Origin of the sequence: Acinetobacter sp. YH12218 (genome assembly GCF_013417925.1) — a bacterium.
Taxonomy (GTDB): Bacteria; Pseudomonadota; Gammaproteobacteria; order Pseudomonadales; family Moraxellaceae; genus Acinetobacter; species Acinetobacter amyesii.
In genome coordinates this window covers 1-19,099 of record NZ_VPDB01000015.1, presented here as the reverse complement: position 1 = coordinate 19,099, position 19,099 = coordinate 1, and the positions used below count along the sequence as shown (strand labels likewise).

The following is a 19,099-nucleotide window of genomic DNA, read 5'->3' as shown; positions in this document are numbered from 1 at the left end:
TGAATTATAGATGCCAGCAAAGGGTGACTACTTGAGCTGTTTGCGAATCTGCCAATCACGCACGAGGGCATATATCATCGCGATACCTATCAGCCCTGGAAATCCAACCTGACCTTGCGACAGATTAAGCATGATCGACAATATGATCAACACTGCAAAAATAGCGTAAGTGGTACGAAAGCCTGAGGTGAGCGGGTAGGTCAGTTGCGCCTGGCAATGAGGGCAGCTTAATTTTTGAAAACCAAGAAAAGAGCGTGTCGGGATTTCAGTTGAGGTGTGATGACATGCGTTGCATATGATCTGTATCGGTTGAAGTGCCATAATTATTCTATTTTTATTCAGGGATTGGAGTTAATCTTTGGCATTAAGATTAACTCCAATTTAAATTATTTCAAACTTGCTTTAAATAATTTCATCGCCTGACCACGATGGCTGATTTTATTTTTTTCTTCTTTTGATAATTCAGCACTAGAAACATTCAGTTCTGGCAGCCAAAACAGTGGGTCATAGCCAAAGCCATTTTCACCACGTGCTGCTTCCATCACTTCACCGCGCCAAATCCCTTGGAAAATTTGTGGGAGTGGGTCTTCTGCATGTTGGACCAAAGCCAAGACACATACAAACATCCCTTCGATGGCTTCACCCTCTTTGCGGAGCGGTTTGAGGTCAGCAAGCAACTTGGCATTGTTAGCGGCATCATTGCCATGTTCACCTGCATAGCGCGCAGAGTAAATCCCTGGTGCGCCACCGAGTACAGGAACGCAAATGCCAGAATCATCTGCAATGGCTGGCTTGCCTGAAATTTTCGATGCGTGACGCGCTTTAATAATGGCATTTTCAACAAAGCTTAGACCGTCTTCAATGGCATCTTCAATGTTCAATTGACCTTGAGGAATCACTTCAACAGGAAGATTAAGCTCGGCAAACATTTTTTCAAATTCTGCAATTTTGCCTTTGTTATTACTTGCAAGCACCAAAGTGCCTTGAGATAACCAATCAGTTGAAGCCATGTGAATATTCACCATAAAACAAGATTTGAGGCTATTTTAACAAGATGCTGTGGCTGACAGGCAATAAAAAAGCACCCGAAGGTGCTATTTAAGATTCAAAAACTTATTGTGCTTGAATCCATTTGTCTGCACGGTCACGTGCTTGACGAATTTGGTCTTGGCTTAAGTTGGCTGCCAATGCCGTTTTCTTACCTTCAGATAAGCTAATCACTTTGTTGTCGAGCATGCCATCACGAGTAGACAGCTCATACCATTGGTATGCACCCATGTAGTTTTTCTTTTGCTCTTCCATCATGGCTAAGTTAAAGCTTGCACGGTTATCACCACGGCTAGCAGCTTTTTCGAAATATTGACGAGCAAGCGCTTCATCTTTTTTAGTCCCAATGCCATCTGCAAGCATACGACCTACATTGAGCTGTGCCGCAGATAAACCTTGATCAGCAGCAGCCTTGTACCATGCAAAAGCTTGACGTTCATCTTTGGCAACGTCTTTACCTTGTTGATATTTAGTGCCTAAGTAAAACTGAGCACCGGGCTGACCTGCTTTAGCAGCTTTACTTAAGCTGTGAATATCCATAATTGAATATTGAGCAGCTTGGCTAGAAACTGAAGATGATGGAGCAACATAATCCGCATGGGCTTGTATGCTAAAAAGTCCAATCAGTAGCGTCGTGCTTAATAATAATTTTTTCATAGAGCGCTCACTCGATAAATTGCGACTTCACCAAATAGATTTGGGAGACGTTTACTGAGTAAACTGTCTTGTTGATCCCCATTCACGGCAAGTCGGTTAATAATCCGGATGTTATTTTCAGCACACAGCGCTTCAAAATCACGGAAAGTACATAAATGAATATTGGGCGTGTTATACCACATATAGGGTAACGCGTCTGAAACGGGCATCATTCCTTTTAATGCAAGGAAAGAACGAGTCTTCCAATGTGCAAAGTTTGGAAAGGTAATAATAGCCTGTTTCCCCACACGCACCATGTCTCTTAAGAGAACGTCTGGTGCATCTACAGCTTGCAAGGCTTGTGCCATAACCACATAGTCAAAAGACTGGTCGGCAAAGCGACTTAAACCTAAGTTCAAGTCCTGTTGGATGATATTTAACCCGCGACTGACTGCAATTGCAATCTTTTCTTGATCAATTTCTAAGCCATATGCACGAATATTGTGCTTTTTGCTCATATGTGCAAGCAGTTCACCGTCACCACACCCTAAATCGAGTACACTTGAATCTGGTTTAATCCAACGTTCAGCCAGTTGATGATCAATACGCATTAGTTGGTCTCCTTCGGTGTTTCTTGCAGGTGTTTTACACCGCCTAGGAATGCACGTAAGCTTTTCACATATAAAGGAATCGGGAACAAGAAAGAGTCATGGCCTTGTTCAGCATCAATATCCACATAGCTCACAGGCTTATGATTGCTAATTAATGCATCTACAATTTCTTGCGAACGAGCAGGGGTAAAACGCCAGTCCGTTGTAAATGAAACAACTAAAAATTGACACTTGGTTTTAGACATCGCGGTTTTTAATGATTGCTCATATTCACGTGATGGATCGAAATAATCTAAAGCCTTGGTCATGATCAAATAGGTATTGGCATCAAAGTTACGGCTAAATTGCTCACCTTGATAACGCAAATAACTTTCGACTTGGAATTCGACGTCAAAGCCATACATAAATTTACCTGACTTTAAGTCACGGCCAAATTTCTGTTTCATGGCCTCTTCAGAGAGGTAAGTGATATGACCCACCATACGGGCCAAGATCAAACCACGCTTAGGATAACTATCATTTTCTAAATAGCGACCATCATGGAAATCAGGGTCAGACAAAATCGACTGACGCGCCACTTCGTTAAAGGCAATGTTTTGCGCAGACAGTTTTGGTGTACTGGCAATAATCACGCACTTTTGTAAACGATCTGGATAGTCCACAGACCATTGTAGAGCTTGCATACCGCCTAAAGAGCCGCCAATCACCGCATACCACTGCTGAATCTCTAAACGATCAGATAACATGGCTTGGGTTTTGACCCAGTCACGGACAGTCACTAATGGGAAATCAGGACCATAAGGGCGATTGTCATTTTCAGGATTTGGAGAGGTCGGTCCAGTAGAACCGCTACAGCCGCCGATATTATTTAGTGCTACGACAAAGAATTTTGACGTATCAATGGCTTTGCCTGGTCCAATACATGCGTCCCACCAACCCGGCTTACGGTCATCTTCATGATGATAACCTGCAGCATGGTGATGGCCTGACAGTGCATGACAAATCAAAATTGCATTGGATTTGTCTGCATTCAGTTCGCCATAAGTTTCAACCATGAGCTCAAAACGTGGGAGTATGCGATCGCATTCGAGCTCTAACGGCTCTTCAAAAATAAACTTTTGTGGGGTAACTAAGCCCACTGAGTCAGCTGGAAAAGACACAGGAATAATTCGCCTTAAATCTTTAGTATGAATAATAAAAGGATACCACTTGAGGGTATCCTTCTAAAGTCATTTTATTGCTATTTGATATTTATAGCATTGAATTAGACTGCAGCAGCAATCACTTGTTCAGTACTCAAAACACCTTGTTCAATTAAACGGTTAGTGCTGGCAATAATCGCCTCGATAGATGCGGTCACGATGTTGTCATGCACACCTGCGCCGAATGCAGACTTACCTGTACCTTTCACTTGAAGCTCAATTAAAGCCAAGGCTTTAGCATGTGCGCCTGAACTGATGCTACGTTCTTCATAGTTCAAGACATCAATCGGTAACTGCAAGGCATTTAAGATGGCAGAGATTGGGCCGTTGCCTTCACCGCGTAATTGCTGGATCTCACCGTTCACTTCGACATCAAGCTCAATGACTTGTTTGCCATTTTCATCATGTAAGCGGTAGTTTTTCGCCGCATAATGCGTATCTTTGGCAGCCACATAAGTGTCTTTAAACAATGACCAGATCGCTTGCGCAGAAATCTCAGTACCGTCTTCATCTGTTTTTTGCTGTACGATTTGCGAGAATTCAATTTGAATACGACGAGGCAACACCACGTTGTAATTTGATTCTAACAAGTACGCAATACCGCCTTTACCAGACTGAGAATTGACACGAATCACCGCATCATAGTCGCGGCCCAAGTCTTTCGGGTCGATTGGCAAATAAGGCATATCCCACATTTCTTCGTTCTTTTGGAACTCAAAACCTTTTTTAATGGCATCTTGGTGTGAACCAGAGAACGCGGTGAAGACCAAATCACCAGCATACGGATGACGAGGGTGTACCGGCAAGCCTGTGCATTCTTCAATGATTGAAATGATTTCGTTAATGTTTGAGAAATCTAAGTTTGGCGCAACACCTTGGGTATACATGTTCAATGCAATCGCTGCAACGTCTACGTTACCTGTACGTTCACCATTACCAAACACACAACCTTCGACGCGGTCAGCACCAGCCATAATCGCCAACTCAGAAGCGGCAATACCACAGCCACGGTCGTTATGACAGTGCACAGAAATAATCACACCGTCACGGCGCTGAATATTACGGTGCATCCATTCCACTTGGTCTGCATAGACGTTTGGACCAGAAACTTCAACCGTTGCAGGCAAATTTAAAATCACTTTGTTCTCTGGAGATGCTTCCCAAATTTCAGTGACCGCATCACAGACATCTTTAGCCACTTCTAATTCTGTTGCAGTAAAACACTCTGGACTGTATTGGAATACAAATTCAGTTTCAGGCTGTTTTGCAGCGTATTCTTTGACTTTCGTTGCAGCGTTAATCGCTAATTGTTTTGCACCAGCAACATCAACATTCAACACTTTATTGCGGAAGGTTGGAGAATTTGAGTTGTAGATATGCACGATGGCACGTTTTGCACCTTGTAATGATTCAAATGTACGTTGAATCAAATGATCACGTGCTTGAACCAAAACTTCGATGTACACATCATCAGGAATATGACCGCCTTCGATCAACAAACGAGTGAAATCAAAGTCGATTTGTGATGCAGAAGGGAAGCCGATTTCAATGTGTTTGAAACCAATTTTCACAAGCATTTGGAACATTTTGAACTTTTGTTCAATGTTCATTGGCTCGAAGATCGCTTGGTTACCGTCACGAAGGTCGGTACTCATCCAGATCGGCGCTTTATTGATTTCGTTATTTGGCCATTGACGGTCTGGTAAGTCTACACGTTGGTACATGCGACGGTATTTTTTGCTTGGATCTGCCAACATCATGTGAAAACTCCTTATAGCACCGTGGATAAATGTCGTGGATAAACGGCAAGGTACTACTTATATAGATTGTGTCTATTCTAGCAATTTACAAGTTTAATTTCGGAGTCTTTAGTCGAAAGTCGAAATAAATCTGTAAAGATTCACATGACTTAGCTTTACCGTAAGCTCGTAAATGTATAACTAAATATTAGTCCATATATTTCGGAAATAATTTCCTATTTTTGCGTCAAGATGCCATTACTGGAAAATATTTTTCTATAAAATTAGCTTTTTTGAAAAATATAATCTTTATTAATCTCATCGACGGTGGCTGTTCCCATCAATGCCATTGTAATCTCAAATTCTTCTTTCAGTATTTTGAGTACATGTGCAACGCCTAAAGCGCCCGCTGTAGCTAAACCATAAATGCAGGGACGGCCGACTAATACGGCAGATGCACCCAAGGCTATCGCTTTAAACACATCTGAACCACGACGAATACCACCATCATATAAAACTGGGAAATCCAGAGGCACAACTTTTTTAATCAGTTCTAAGGCGGTGAGAGGGGAAATGCAACCGTCCAGTACGCGCCCACCATGATTCGACACAATAATGCCTTGTACACCGTGTTGCAGGGCAAGTTCAGCATCATGTGGACTGACAATGCCCTTTAAAATAATTGGTAAAGATGTATTTTGACTGAGCCAAAGGATATCCGCCCATGTCGGTGCAATTTTCATTAGACCTTGAAATAATGGATGTTCATTTTTATTGGTTTGAGGTTGTTGAATAGAGTGATGAGGCTGCGGTTCATGCTTAGGAAGTTCAAAAAACGCATGTCTCTCTCGGTCACGAATTCCTGAATGTGGAGAATCAACGGTCACCACAATCGCTTTAAAACCATGTGCTTCTGCCATTTTGACCAGTGATAATGACTTTTCGCGCTCACCTTGCCAATACAATTGGAACCATTTGAATGGATTGTCCTGCTTTAACTCACGCATATCTGTATTGGTAAACGTACTGAGGATCATATTGCTGCCAAGGACTTCGGCGGCGAGGGCTGTTGCAGCTTCAGCATCAGGATGAAATTGTTGTTGATGACCAATGGGTGCTACAAAAATAGGATGCGGAAAACGTTGCCCTAATATCTCAATTTGGGTATGACCTTGGGTCAGATCTCTGAGCATACGTGGTAGAAGTTGTATCTGTTCAAACTGAGACAAATTGCCACGTACACTGTGTTCATCCATAGAACCACCTTGTAGGTATTGCCACACCATGTGTGACAGGTGCAGTTCAGCCTGTTTTTCGTAATCGGCAATGGTTTGTAAATGAGCAGGAATCTGAGTCAGTGGTTGCAATGGTGAATGTTGACTCATAGAACTGCCCATTGACGTAAAAGATTATGGTAGTGATTCGTCAGTTGTAAAATTTCTTTGCTATCACCTAAATTTTGTCGTAATTGCATAATGGTCTGATCTAAGTTAAAGAGCATACTTCTCTGCCAATCATCTTTGACCATGCTTTGTACCCAAGTACAAGCTGCTATACGGGAGCCTGAAGACACTGGCTCAACACGATGTAGACTGGTCGCAGGATAAACAATTGCATCGCCAGCATCTAACTTTACTTCATGTTCACCATAAGTATCTTCAATGATCAGTTCACCACCTTCATATTCATCGGGTTCTGATAAAAAAATGGTCATTGATACATCAGTACGTACAGTTATATTTTTTTCATTAAAGTAATGGATTGCATTATCGACATGATTACCGTAGTGGCCCGTATCTTGGTAGCAATTGAATAGCGGAGGTAAGATTTCTTTAGGTAATGCAAAAGATTGAATGAGCAGACTTTCTTTAATTTGCTGTAATACTTGCTGACTTAACTGCTGATAGAGCTCACTGTTTGAATTGATTTGTAAATTTTTTTTGATGTTTTGAGCTTGTGCTCCGGCCGAACTCTTTCCTGAAACCCACTGATTATCTTGGTTCATCGCTTGTCTGATGCTTTGAACGTGTTGCTTTGAGAGGACATGAGGGACATGAAGAAGCATAATTTAACCTTAATCTAATTTTAATCAAATTTACACAAGATAAGCATAAATAAAAAAGCCTTAATACAAGATTAAGGCTTTTTTTAGAATATTTAATTTAGAACTTAAAATTAAATGTTAGGCGATAGTTACGTTCAGCACCTGCGATGTAACGTAATCCACCACGGTTAATGCTGTTAATGTAGTCTTCATCAAATAAATTGTTGATGTTGAATTGAATCCCTACATTTGGTGTTGCTTGGTAACTAACCATTGAGTCAAATACCCAGTAGTCAGGGATGACAGCAGGACCGACCTGATTGCCATCTTTGTTTTTAGTCATTTCACCATTGTAACGCGCGCCGCTACCAATGCTCCATTTATCCATATTGTAGGTCGTCCACAATGTGAATGCATCAGAAGGCGTAAATGGCATATTACTTGAACCATCTGCTGAAACTTGCTGGTTACTCGCAGCTTGGGTTACATTTTTAATGTCTGTTTTTTGATGTGTATAACCAGCAATAACTTGCCAATTGTCATTTAAGTTACCAATCACGCCAAGTTCAACCCCTTTAACTGATTTTTCACCAGTTTGGTAGTATTCTTCACCATCTTTTTCCAACTCATTTGTGAGTTCAGTTTGGAAAAGTGCACCTGTTAAGAGTAAACGGTTGTCAAAAAATTCCCATTTAGCACCAACTTCAATGGTTTCAATTTCTTGAGGATCAAGATCTAAGTTGTTATTGCTGCTCGCTGAACCAGATGGGGCAAATGCATTGGCATTACCAATACCGTCACCACCTGTAATAGTACCCGGTGCTTGTTGTTGGATGGCGTAGTTAGCATACAAGCTACCGTTTTCAGTTGGTTTATATAGTGCCCCAACTTTCCAGTTGAATAGGTTGCCGTCATCTTTAAAGCTTTGTGCAACATAATTTGCCGGTTGACCTGAAACAGCCGTATTCACAAATGTATCGGCATCAAGTTTATAACGATCTAGACGAACGCCACCATTCACAGAAAATTGTGGTGAAATTTCAATAGTATCGAAGGCAAAAATAGAGTAGGTATCCATTTGAGCTTCAGAATCACCATTACCATTGGTATTTCTGACTAAAGCGGTATGTACAGTGCCTTGTGGGTTATACAATGAACTTGTACCGGTAACCGTAGCAGTCCAACCACGTGTTTTCATTTCTTCACGTGTAAATTCAACCCCTGTACTGACATCATGTTTTAAGCGACCTGTATTGAAACTTGTAACCAAGCTAGTTTGGTTAGTTATAATTTCATTTTCAGTATCACTATTATTTGCACTGCCTGAAACGCGCATCGCAGTAGGATCATTCAGGTCAGTTGACGTTGTAGTGAAGGCATTACCTGAGAATGTCGTTAAATATTGATGCTCTGTTTTGCCCCAACGAGAAGTATTTTTGATTTTCGTATTTTCTGATAAATCATACTCTAAACGAGCAGTTGCCATGTCCGCAGTGACATCATCAAAATCTTCAGGTGCACCATAATAATTTGAAGTATCAACTTTATGGCTATTTAGATATGGCGCAAGACTTTTAATACTTGCATTCGTACTTTTATTTGCATCAAACCCTGGTAAACCTACAGTTGGGATACCACCATCCAAGACATTGTCTTGTTCAATATGTAGATAGTCTAAGAAAAAGCGAAGATCTGTGCCTAAACCAAAGCCTGCTGAAAGTGCAGCAGCCCATTTTTCATTTTCAACACCGTCACGACCAATACCGTCTGAGTTTTCACCCATGGCATTAAAACGGATGGCCGTTGTATCGTTTATTGCTTTATTAATATCCGCAGTTGCTCGGTAATATTCATCTGAGCCGAAACCAAGAGTTGCATTGTTAGCGTCTTGAAGTTTTGCTTCTTTTGTTGATAAATTAATTGAACCTGAGGCAGCTGTACGACCATTATCTGTACCAGCAGGGCCTTTAAATACTTCAATTTGTTCGTAATTAAACATGTCTCGAGTAACGTTACCCAAGTCACGTACTCCATCGATGAAGATACTATTTGCTGTATCAAATCCACGCATGGTAACAGCATCACCAGTATTCATTCGTCCGTTTTCACCTAGGGAGAATGTGCCGACACCAGGAACGTTTCGAAGTGCTTCTGTTAGGGTCTTTGCATTTTGTTCTTTTAATACTTTCTCAGGGATAATGGCCATAGTCTGAGTCGTATTTAGTTGAGATTGCGTAAACTTATCTGAAGACGCTTTTTCTACTTTATAATTCTCTTTATTTACAGTTTGATTAATCGTCTCGAGTTGGACAGCTTTTTCTTCAGCCATTACATTGCCTGCAATGATTGAAAGTGATGAAGCAATCGCTGTAGAAACAATTTTCTTACGTGTTTTAATGAAGGCCATTTCGAACCCGATTCGGAGTAGTGAATTTGTATGCGAATAATAATGATTCTTATTTGTTCTTACATCTTTATGTAATTGTTATTCACGATAAATAATCGTATCGTGATAGCCCTATTTAATGTAATGATATAACAAGTATTAATTAAGTATCTGTTTTTTATTAAGTATTGATAAAACATATTATTGGTTTGTAATTGATTGAGATTACAAATATAGCCATGATTGTGAATTAAATAAGAATAAATCGTAAATTGTTGATGCAAAAAAACCTGCCGAAGCAGGTTTTTTTATAAAGTGTTATTTAGAATTTAAAGGTTGTACTTAATTGTACGCGGCGGCTTTCTTGAGTATTGCTATAATGGTTGTAATAGCTATTTGCGACTTTCTCATAATCGTTAAAGTCTTTATCAAAGACATTGTACAGAGCAACACCAATATCCCAGTTTGGCGTGACATTAAAGTTTGAACCGACATGTAATAATGCGTATTCCTTGTAGTCACCAAGGGCATCATAAACCTGTTGATTCGCTGCAGTTAGATTGTCATAGGTTGAGGTGAAACGTGCACGTTCACTTCGATACTCACCACGCGCCCATAAATTCATAAAGTCAGCAGCTTGCCATTTAAGCGACGCATTAACTATGTGTTCTGGTGTGTCATTAAGTACAGGATTGCCTAAACTGCTATCTTTAATTTCAGTTTCAGTCCACGTGTAGTTCAGTCCAAATTTCCAATTATCGGCAAATGCCCAGTTTAAACCAGCTTCAATACCATAGACTTCAGCTTCTTCGGCATTCACAGGGCGAGTCACATTCCATGAGTCTGGTGTGCCACGGTTATAATCCATCACCCATGGCGTTCCAACCGATGCCATGAAAGCTTCACAGTCAGCTTTAGACCAATTAATACCTGAAGTCGTTGTGTTATCAGTATTACAGCTAATTTCCTTATTACCCGTCATAATCTTATCTTCGATTTGACTAAAGAAAGCCGTAACGTTGAAGTCAAAATTATGATTGGTTGAGAAATATGTACCAAATTCAAAGTTTTTACTGGTTTCAGGTTTTAGATTTGGGTTACCAAAAGTTGGTGTACGACCCTGACCACTGACATTGACCACACCGTCAGTTAAGCGTTCCAAACGTGGGGCTTTATAACCCTCACTATATCCGCCTTTGAAGGTCCAGTTTTCATGTGCATTCCATACCAAATATGCACGTGGCGTCCAAAAATCACCAAACGTATCGTGGTCGTCATAACGAAGACCAATTGTTAATGCTAGATTGTCGTTCAGCGACCAAGTATCTTCGGCAAATAGACCCAATTGCTCAAAAGAAACTTCTTTTTTTACACGTAAACCATCACTGATACTGGCTTCCCACCATTGACCGCCTAGAGTAATACGGTGGTCTTCAAAATGTTGAGTGGTAAATTTAGTATCAAAAATCGTATCTTCACTTTCTAACACACGAGGAGTGATGGCTGTTGACATCCCTTGTGCACGTGCAGGAATTAAACGTCCAACCGTTTCTGTTTGAGTATTGATAATACTTGACTCAAGTTTACCAATAGCATTATTCCAAGTATGTGCGAGGATCATTTTCTCACGGTTATATTCTTGAGCATCACCATAACCACCGTTTGCGCCAAGCGTCCCTAATTGACCTTTGCTATTGTCATACCATTGTTCAGTTTTTTCATATTCAACTGAAATATCATGGTCGCTGTGCGGTGTCAGGGTTAAGCGAGCACCGATAGTTTCTAGATCAGATTTAGTTGGGCTATTTCCGCCACTAAGTTCAGCACCAGTATCATCGTCATCACTACGTATTAAATCTGATTGATCACGTTCCGCTTTACGTGCACGGATTTGTAAGCCCAATAAATCTTGAATGATTGGCCCTGTTAAAAATGCATCGACAGCGCGTTGGTTACCAAAGTCTGAGTGATTTGGCAGTACTGTGCCTTCTAACGTGACCGAACCTGTCCATTCTGGTGAAACTTTTTTGGTAATGATATTGACTACACCACCAATTGCATCAGAACCATATAAAGTAGAAGCTGGTCCGCGGATGACTTCGATGCGTTGGATAGCCGAAACAGGGGGGATAAAACTATTATTCGACTCACCAAATCCATTAGGGGCAATGTCACCTGTACTATTTTGTCGGCGGCCATCAATTAAAACCAAGGTATATTCGGCGTCCATACCACGAATACGAATATTTAATCCGCCGGTTTTCCCTGCTGTAGGGCTAATATCGACACCTTCTACATCACTTAATGCATCTGCAACGGATGTAATTCGTTTATTTTTTAAGTCTTCAGCCGTAATCACGGTAATTGAAGCAGGAGCATTCTTGATCTTTTGTTCAAAGCCCGCTGCAGAAACAACAATGGTTTCCATCTGTTGAGCTTGAGATTCAGTCGTTTCAGCATGTGCGAAACTCGTAGTAGTTACAATTGCCCCAAATAAAGCAGCGGAAAGAGGGTTGAGATTAAATTTACTCATAAAAGAATACCAAATATGGACAAGATAAATATATGAAAATAAATTAAAAAAATGTAGCATTAAGAATAATAGTGAGAAAGTTTCTCATTTGCAATGATGAATTAAAAAATAATCAATATTTATTCAAGAAAAGCTGAAAAATTCTAAAAATAAGAAGGGCATCCATGCCTGAATTTATAGTGTTATAATCCATTTTTGTATATCTTTAATTGTTGTCATATAATGTGGCACTTTTTTTTAAAACTGTTTTAACTAACAAATTATCGAGGAAGCCATGCAAGTAACTTCTGAAGCGGTTTCGGGCGTTGCCCGTCGTTTAAATGTATCTGTACCGACGAGCCGTATTAACGAGCAGTTTGAAGCTCGCTTGAAACGCACTGCCAAAACTGTGAAGATCAACGGCTTCCGTCCAGGTAAAGTACCTGTAACCGTTGTTCGTCGTGAATACGGTGCTGGTATCTATCAAGAAGTTGTAAACGACATCATTCGTGACACAGTATTCGAAGCGATCCAACAAGAAAAAATCAATGCTGTTGGTATGCCAAACATTGAAAAAACTGAAATGAAAGATGATGCTTTAGTTTATGAAGCAACTGTAGAAGTTTATCCAGAAGTTGAAGTTAAGTTCGAAGGCCTAGAAGTTGAACGTAAAGCAACTTCAGTTGACGACAAAGACGTTGAGAAGATGATTGAAAATCTTCAAAAACAACGCGCTTCATGGGTTGAAACTAAAGGCATGGCTAAAAAAGACATGCAAGTAACTTTCGACTTTGAAGGTACTGTTGATGGCGAGAAGTTTGAAGGCGGCGCTGCTGAAGACTTTAAACTCGTTCTTGGTTCTGGTCGTATGATCCCTGGCTTCGAAGACGGTATCGTTGGTATGAAGAAAGGCGAAGAGAAAGTTATCGATGTAACTTTCCCTGAAGACTACCAAGCTGAAAACCTTGCTGGTAAAGCTGCTCAATTCAAAATCACTGTTAAGCTTGTTGAAAAACAAAAACTTCCAGAAGTTGATGCTGAATTCTTAAAAATCTTCGGTCTAACTGAAGAAGAAGGCGTTGAAAAGCTGAAAGCTGACGTGCGTAAAAACATGGAACGTGAAGTGAAAAACGGTCTTCGTAACCAAGTGAAAGGTGCAACTTTTGATGCGCTTGTAGCTGCAAACGAAGTAGAACTTCCAGAAGCAATGGTTGCTCAAGAAATTGACCGTCAACGTCAACAAATGATCCAACAATTCACTCAACAGTTTGGTGCTCAAGGCGCTAAAGCGTTTGATTCAAGCATGCTTCCAGATGACCTATTCAAAGAGCAAGCTGAAAAATCAGTTAAACTTGGCGTATTAGTCAGCAAAGTATTGGCTGATGCTAAAATTGAAGTTGATGCTGCACGTGTTGATGCTTACATCGAAGACATGGCTTCTTCTTACGAAGATCCTAAAGAAGTAATTGAATACTTCAACAACGATAAACAGCAACGTGCTCAAATCGAAGCTGTTATTCTAGAAGACCAAGTTGTAGATCACATCTTAGCTTCTGCTAAAGTAACGGATACAACTGTGAGCTATGAAGACTTATTGAAAGAGCAACAAGCTCGTCAACAAGGCTAATTTTTAGCTTTCAAAAAAAGGCGCATTAAGCGCCTTTTTTTATCGAAATTTGCCCCCAAATAAGTTGTCCTGATTTCACAATGCTTATGAAAAAAATATCTGTTATTTAATTGGGAATCTTTTGCAATTTCGACAAATATCCCTCATATTGTGAATTATGGGTTGAGTCAGAAAAATTTAGGAATAAATAACGTATGTATGTTCCAACAATTGAAAACGCACTAGTGCCAATGGTGGTAGAACAGTCATCTCGTGGCGAGCGTTCTTTTGATATTTATTCACGCCTTTTGCGTGAACGTGTGATTTTTTTAACCGGTGAAGTTGAAGACAACATGGCAAATTTGATTGTTGCCCAAATGTTGTTCTTAGAAGCAGAAAACCCAGATAAAGATATTCATTTATATATCAACTCACCAGGCGGTTCGGTTACTGCAGGTATGGCGATTTACGATACCATGCAATTTATTAAACCTGATGTTGTGACTTACTGCATGGGGCAAGCAGCATCGATGGGTGCATTCCTGCTTAACGCCGGTGCTAAAGGCAAACGTTACTGTCTTGAAAATGCCCGTGTCATGATTCACCAACCCCTTGGTGGTTTCCGTGGTCAGGCATCTGACATTGAAATTCATGCACGTGAAATTCTATTCATTAAAGAACGTTTAAATCGTTTAATGGCAGAGCATAGTGGTCAAGACTACGATACTGTTGCTCGAGATACTGACCGTGACAACTTTATGACAGCACAAGCTGCAAAAGAATACGGTCTTGTGGACGAAGTTTTATCTAAACGTCCATAAGTTTTAAAGAATTAATTATTGGAGTGAATATGTCCGAACATCCTCAAGGACAAAAGCATTGTTCATTTTGCGGTAAAACGCAGTCTGAAGTCGGGAAACTGATTGCAGGTGAGGACGCGTACATCTGTAATGAGTGTGTGGACGTATGTCTTGACCTAGTTCAGACCAGTCAGCAAGTTGAATCAAATGACTGGGCAACTCGTCCTTTACCAAAACCGCATGAAATCCGTGCTGCGCTTGACCAATATGTGATTGGGCAAGATGTTGCGAAAAAGACCCTCTCTGTTGCGGTATACAACCACTATAAACGCCTAAAAGTTGGCACCAGTGGTAAAAAACCAGAAGACGGTGTAGAGATTTCTAAAAGTAACATCATGTTGGTTGGACCAACAGGTTCAGGTAAAACACTGCTTGCTCAGACACTTGCGCGTCTTTTAGATGTGCCATTTGCGATGGCAGATGCAACGACTTTAACTGAAGCAGGTTATGTGGGTGAAGACGTTGAGAACATTGTTCAAAAACTCCTTCAAAAAGCCGATTACGATGTAGAAAAAGCGCAAAAGGGCATTATCTATATCGATGAAATCGACAAAATTACCCGTAAGTCTGAAAACCCATCAATCACTCGTGATGTATCGGGTGAGGGTGTTCAGCAAGCGTTATTGAAAATGATCGAGGGTACGGTTGCGTCGATTCCACCTCAAGGTGGTCGTAAGCATCCGCAGCAAGAATTTATTCAAATTGATACTTCAAATATCCTGTTTATCTGTGGTGGCGCATTCTCTGGTTTAGAGAAAATCGTACAGCAGCGTCAGGAAAAAGGCGGTATTGGCTTTACAGCTGAAGTGCGTAAGAAAGATGAAACTAAAAAATTATCTGACTTATTCCGCCAAGTTGAAGCGACAGATTTGGTTAAATTTGGTCTGATTCCTGAATTTATCGGTCGTTTACCTGTGATTGCTACATTGGAAGAACTCGACGAAGAAGCATTGATGCAGATTCTGACAGAACCGAAAAATGCATTGACACGTCAATACCAATATTTATTTGAAATGGAAAATGTTGACCTCGTATTTGAAGACTCAGCATTGCGTGCTGTGGCTAAAAAAGCACTCGACCGTAATACGGGCGCACGTGGTCTACGTTCGATTTTAGAAAATTCATTGCTTGAAACGATGTATGACCTACCAAGTCGTTCAGATGTCGGTACGGTTGTCGTCAATGAAGCGGTGATTAATGGTGAAGCGGAACCTGAATTTAAATCAGAACGTCAACCAAAGAAAACTGAAGAAGCTGCACCGAAGTCAGATTTAAAAGTTGTAAACTCTAAATCTGCTTAAGCGCTATTCGTCTGAAACGTGTGTAAATCCAAGATTTGCACACGTTTTTTATTTCCAAAAATAAAAGCAGAATGTTAATCTCAGCAGGATGGCGTGGATGCCTGAATGTAAAAAACTGAAAACAAAAGTGTAAAAATAAAAAAAGACGCAGTGAGGGATAATCATGCGTGGAGTTGCAATTCTACTTTTAAGCAGTCTAGCGCTGCTAGGTTGTCATGGAAAATCAGCCGTTGAGCAAACGTCATTGGCTTCAACATTAAAGCCCGTGGATCCTGAAAGTACACCGGGCCATATTGAGCAATATCGATTGGGTATGTTTACCATTGGTGGTTGGGTCAATCAGAAACAAGGTCGACATTTTCAAGAAGTGAAAGCTCAGCATGATCAAGCAGCGATTGTGTATTTATATCGTCCAGACAGTAAATGGAACCGCCAAGAAATTGTGGCCAGCAGCTTATTTCTCAACAGTGAGCGTATCCCAAGTTTATTGAATAATCATTATTACTGGGTGGAGTTACCAGCAGGGAATTACCGCTTATCGTCGAGTCGCCCTTTGGGTGTGAATCATTTTCAAAAGCCTAAATATTTAGACTTTGATGTTGAAGCAGGTCAAACTTACTTCATCAAATATGATGAAGAGAATTTATCCAGTAAACGAACAGTTTCAGGTCCATTGCTGCTCATGCCTGAGAAAATTGGTCGAAATGAAATCGCATTTACAGAGTTGAAATCCAACAGTTTTAACTTTGTGGCAAAAGATCAAAACACTGGAAAAGTGCGGAAAAGTGCGCAGAAGTTGAAGGCACCTCATTATGATCCTGCGGAAGATGTGCAGTTGACCAAGCCTTTTAAACTGTGGAATCCATTAACTTGGTAATGTAATTAGCTCGTGTTTTTGAGTGTGTGAAAGCATTAAATAGCGAATGTCATTCGACAGACAGTCTAAATATTGACAATAAAAAAGCACCCGATGGGGTGCTTTTTTTTGATCTTGAACGTGGCGAAATTAGTTCGCAGCAGCATCAACTACTGGGATTTTACCAATTTTTGCTTGCCAGATTTTTGGTGCAGTTGCGTGAACAGAAGTACCATTTACGTCAACAGCTACAGATACCGGCATGTCTTTTACAACAAATTTGTAGATCGCTTCCATACCTAAGTCAGCAAATGCTACAACTTCAGCTTCACGAATCGCTTTCGATACTAAGTAAGCAGCACCACCAACAGCCATGAGGTAAGTTGCTTTGTTGTCTTTGATTGCTTCAACAGCAGCAGGACCACGATCCGCTTTACCAATCATACCGAACATGCCAGTTGCTTCAAGCACTTGACGTGTGAACTTATCCATACGTGTTGCAGTTGTTGGGCCAGCTGGACCAACAACTTCGTCACCGACTGGATCAACAGGGCCAACGTAGTAAATAAATTTACCTTTTAGGTCAACTGGAAGTTCTTCACCTTTGTTTAACATGTCAACCATACGTTTGTGCGCAGCGTCACGACCTGTATAGATTGTACCGTTAAGAAGTAGTGTGTCACCAGGTTGCCAAGAGTTCATTTCTTCTTGAGTGATGTTATCTAAGTCAACACGTTTAGACGTTGATGAATCCCAAGTTACCGCAGGGTAGTCTTCAAGGCTAGGCGCTTGAATATGCGCTACACCTGAACCGTCTAATTGGAAATGCGCATGACGAGTTGCAGCACAGTTAGGAATCATACCTACTGGTTTACCCGCAGCGTGACATGGGTAGTCTTTGATTTTGATATCAAGAACAGTCGTTAAACCGCCAAGACCTTGAGCACCAATACCTAAAGCATTTACTTTTTCGAAGATTTCGATACGAAGTTCTTCGATTTGGTTTTGTGGGCCACGACGAAGGAGTTCATCCATGTTGATTTCTTCCATCAATGCTTCTTTTGCAAGCATCATGGCTTTTTCAGCAGTACCACCAATACCGATACCGAGCATACCAGGAGGACACCAACCTGCACCCATTGTTGGAACAGTTTTAAGTACCCAATCTACGATAGAGTCAGAAGGGTTAAGCATTGCAAGTTTAGATTTGTTTTCTGAACCGCCACCCTTAGCAGCAACAGTAATATCAACTTTATTACCCGGAACGAGTTTGTAGTGAATTACAGCAGGGGTGTTGTCTTTGGTATTTTTACGACCAAAAGCAGGATCAGCTAATACTGATGCACGAAGAATGTTTGAGTTTTCAAGATAACCTTGACGTACACCTTCGTTAATTGCATCGTCTAGGCTCATGGTTAAATCAAATTTAACGTCTAAGCCCACTTCAAGAAATACGTTCACAATACCCGTATCTTGACAGATAGGACGATGGCCTTCTGCACACATACGAGAGTTAATTAAAATTTGTGCAATCGCGTCTTTTGCGGCTTTGTTTTCTTCACGGTCATACGCACGGCTCATCGCTTGGATGAAGTCCTGTGGGTGATAGTAAGAAATGAACTGAAGCGCATCTTTTACCGATGTGATCAAGTCATCTTGCTTGATAATAGTTGTCATACAAATATCTCTTGAGCGGGCTGATAGCTAGCGGGCTAAATTATAAGACAAAAATACAGTTGTGTGGGTATTTCGCTTAATCTTTGGCCGAAAGTTTAATAGGCTTAAACAGCGCCATATTTAACTGTCATAAATGGCCTGAAAATGACATTTTAACTGTCATATTTCATGAAATATTTGTCACATAACTAGAGGAGGAGATATGTTTTAATTTTTAAGATATTGAAAATAAACAATATTTATTATTTTTGAAAATTTTATATTTGTCATATAACTGTCATATAACTTTTACATAATGACGTCATCAAAGTTAGAGTGTGAATTATATGGTTACTCCAGTGTTGTCAGTTATTGGTTTTTCTCTATTTATCGCAGCAACTTGGTTCTACGGTCAACAAGAAGATCAAGCCTAAAGCTTTATCTTCTTTTTTTTTTTGCTTTAAATTTTATAAAAATAATATTCTTCTTCAAATCTTCAAATCTTCAAATCTTCAAATCTAGGACTTACGCATTGACGGATTCAAAAAAGTATTAAAATACTTTATAAAGTATCTGTGATCAGACGAATTAAAAATGCTTCTACAGCAACTTGTACTCTACCCATTTATATGGGCTTTCTCAT

Annotated in this window: 15 protein-coding genes; 4 read left to right on the top strand and 11 right to left on the bottom strand. The window is 40.4% G+C overall.

Annotated features, from left to right (window positions below; translation table 11 throughout):
• Positions 1-27: 27 nt before the first annotated feature.
• The 10 genes from FTV03_RS06260 to FTV03_RS06215 form a co-directional block, all read right to left on the bottom strand.
• Positions 28-321, bottom strand: coding sequence for a hypothetical protein (locus FTV03_RS06260; protein WP_180040545.1), 294 nt, complete (start codon positions 319-321; stop codon positions 28-30).
• A gap of 65 nt (positions 322-386) precedes the next feature.
• Complete coding sequence (gene rdgB / locus FTV03_RS06255; protein WP_078192870.1) at positions 387-1,010, bottom strand: RdgB/HAM1 family non-canonical purine NTP pyrophosphatase; 624 nt, start codon at positions 1,008-1,010, stop codon at positions 387-389.
• Positions 1,011-1,113: 103 nt separating this feature from the next.
• On the bottom strand, positions 1,114-1,704 hold the full coding sequence (locus tag FTV03_RS06250) for a tetratricopeptide repeat protein (protein WP_078189669.1): 591 nt from the start codon (positions 1,702-1,704) through the stop codon (positions 1,114-1,116).
• A complete protein-coding gene (gene metW / locus FTV03_RS06245) occupies positions 1,701-2,294 on the bottom strand; it encodes a methionine biosynthesis protein MetW (protein ID WP_067763682.1) in 594 nt (197 codons plus the stop codon). The genes FTV03_RS06250 and metW overlap by 4 nt, the downstream gene beginning before the upstream one ends.
• Positions 2,294-3,454, bottom strand: a complete 1,161-nt coding sequence (locus FTV03_RS06240) for a homoserine O-acetyltransferase (RefSeq protein WP_168377871.1) — start codon at positions 3,452-3,454, stop codon at positions 2,294-2,296. The genes metW and FTV03_RS06240 overlap by 1 nt, the downstream gene beginning before the upstream one ends.
• 104 nt (positions 3,455-3,558) lie before the next feature.
• Positions 3,559-5,256: a 2-isopropylmalate synthase gene (gene leuA / locus FTV03_RS06235; protein WP_111884051.1), complete on the bottom strand. Its 1,698-nt coding sequence runs from the start codon at positions 5,254-5,256 to the stop codon at positions 3,559-3,561.
• A gap of 263 nt (positions 5,257-5,519) precedes the next feature.
• Entirely contained in the window at positions 5,520-6,620 is a 1,101-nt protein-coding gene (locus tag FTV03_RS06230) for an alpha-hydroxy acid oxidase (protein WP_180040543.1), read from the bottom strand.
• Entirely contained in the window at positions 6,617-7,300 is a 684-nt protein-coding gene (locus FTV03_RS06225) for a Fe2+-dependent dioxygenase (protein ID WP_180040541.1), read from the bottom strand. The genes FTV03_RS06230 and FTV03_RS06225 overlap by 4 nt, the downstream gene beginning before the upstream one ends.
• A 97-nt stretch (positions 7,301-7,397) precedes the next feature.
• A complete protein-coding gene (locus FTV03_RS06220) occupies positions 7,398-9,686 on the bottom strand; it encodes a catecholate siderophore receptor Fiu (protein WP_180040538.1) in 2,289 nt (762 codons plus the stop codon).
• Positions 9,687-9,987: 301 nt separating this feature from the next.
• Positions 9,988-12,198, bottom strand: coding sequence for a TonB-dependent receptor domain-containing protein (locus FTV03_RS06215; RefSeq protein ID WP_180040536.1), 2,211 nt, complete (start codon positions 12,196-12,198; stop codon positions 9,988-9,990).
• 274 nt (positions 12,199-12,472) lie between these two features.
• Between FTV03_RS06215 and tig the strand changes: the two genes are divergently transcribed.
• The 4 genes from tig to FTV03_RS06195 all read left to right on the top strand — a co-directional run bounded on the left by tig (position 12,473) and on the right by FTV03_RS06195 (position 16,821).
• Positions 12,473-13,804 (top strand): trigger factor, encoded by a 1,332-nt coding sequence (gene tig / locus FTV03_RS06210; RefSeq protein ID WP_180040534.1) that lies wholly within the window; start codon positions 12,473-12,475, stop codon positions 13,802-13,804.
• 194 nt (positions 13,805-13,998) lie between these two features.
• Positions 13,999-14,604 carry an ATP-dependent Clp endopeptidase proteolytic subunit ClpP gene (gene clpP / locus FTV03_RS06205; RefSeq protein ID WP_078189662.1) on the top strand — a complete coding sequence of 202 codons (606 nt, stop codon included), beginning with the start codon at positions 13,999-14,001 and terminating at the stop codon, positions 14,602-14,604.
• 29 nt (positions 14,605-14,633) lie between these two features.
• Complete coding sequence (clpX, locus tag FTV03_RS06200) at positions 14,634-15,944, top strand: ATP-dependent protease ATP-binding subunit ClpX (RefSeq protein WP_078189661.1); 1,311 nt, start codon at positions 14,634-14,636, stop codon at positions 15,942-15,944.
• A 163-nt stretch (positions 15,945-16,107) separates the two neighbouring features.
• Positions 16,108-16,821 (top strand): DUF2846 domain-containing protein, encoded by a 714-nt coding sequence (locus FTV03_RS06195; RefSeq protein ID WP_180040532.1) that lies wholly within the window; start codon positions 16,108-16,110, stop codon positions 16,819-16,821.
• A gap of 129 nt (positions 16,822-16,950) precedes the next feature.
• Here FTV03_RS06195 and FTV03_RS06190 read toward each other — a convergent pair whose 3' ends face one another.
• A complete protein-coding gene (locus FTV03_RS06190) occupies positions 16,951-18,477 on the bottom strand; it encodes a fumarate hydratase (protein ID WP_078189659.1) in 1,527 nt (508 codons plus the stop codon).
• Positions 18,478-19,099 lie beyond the last annotated feature (622 nt).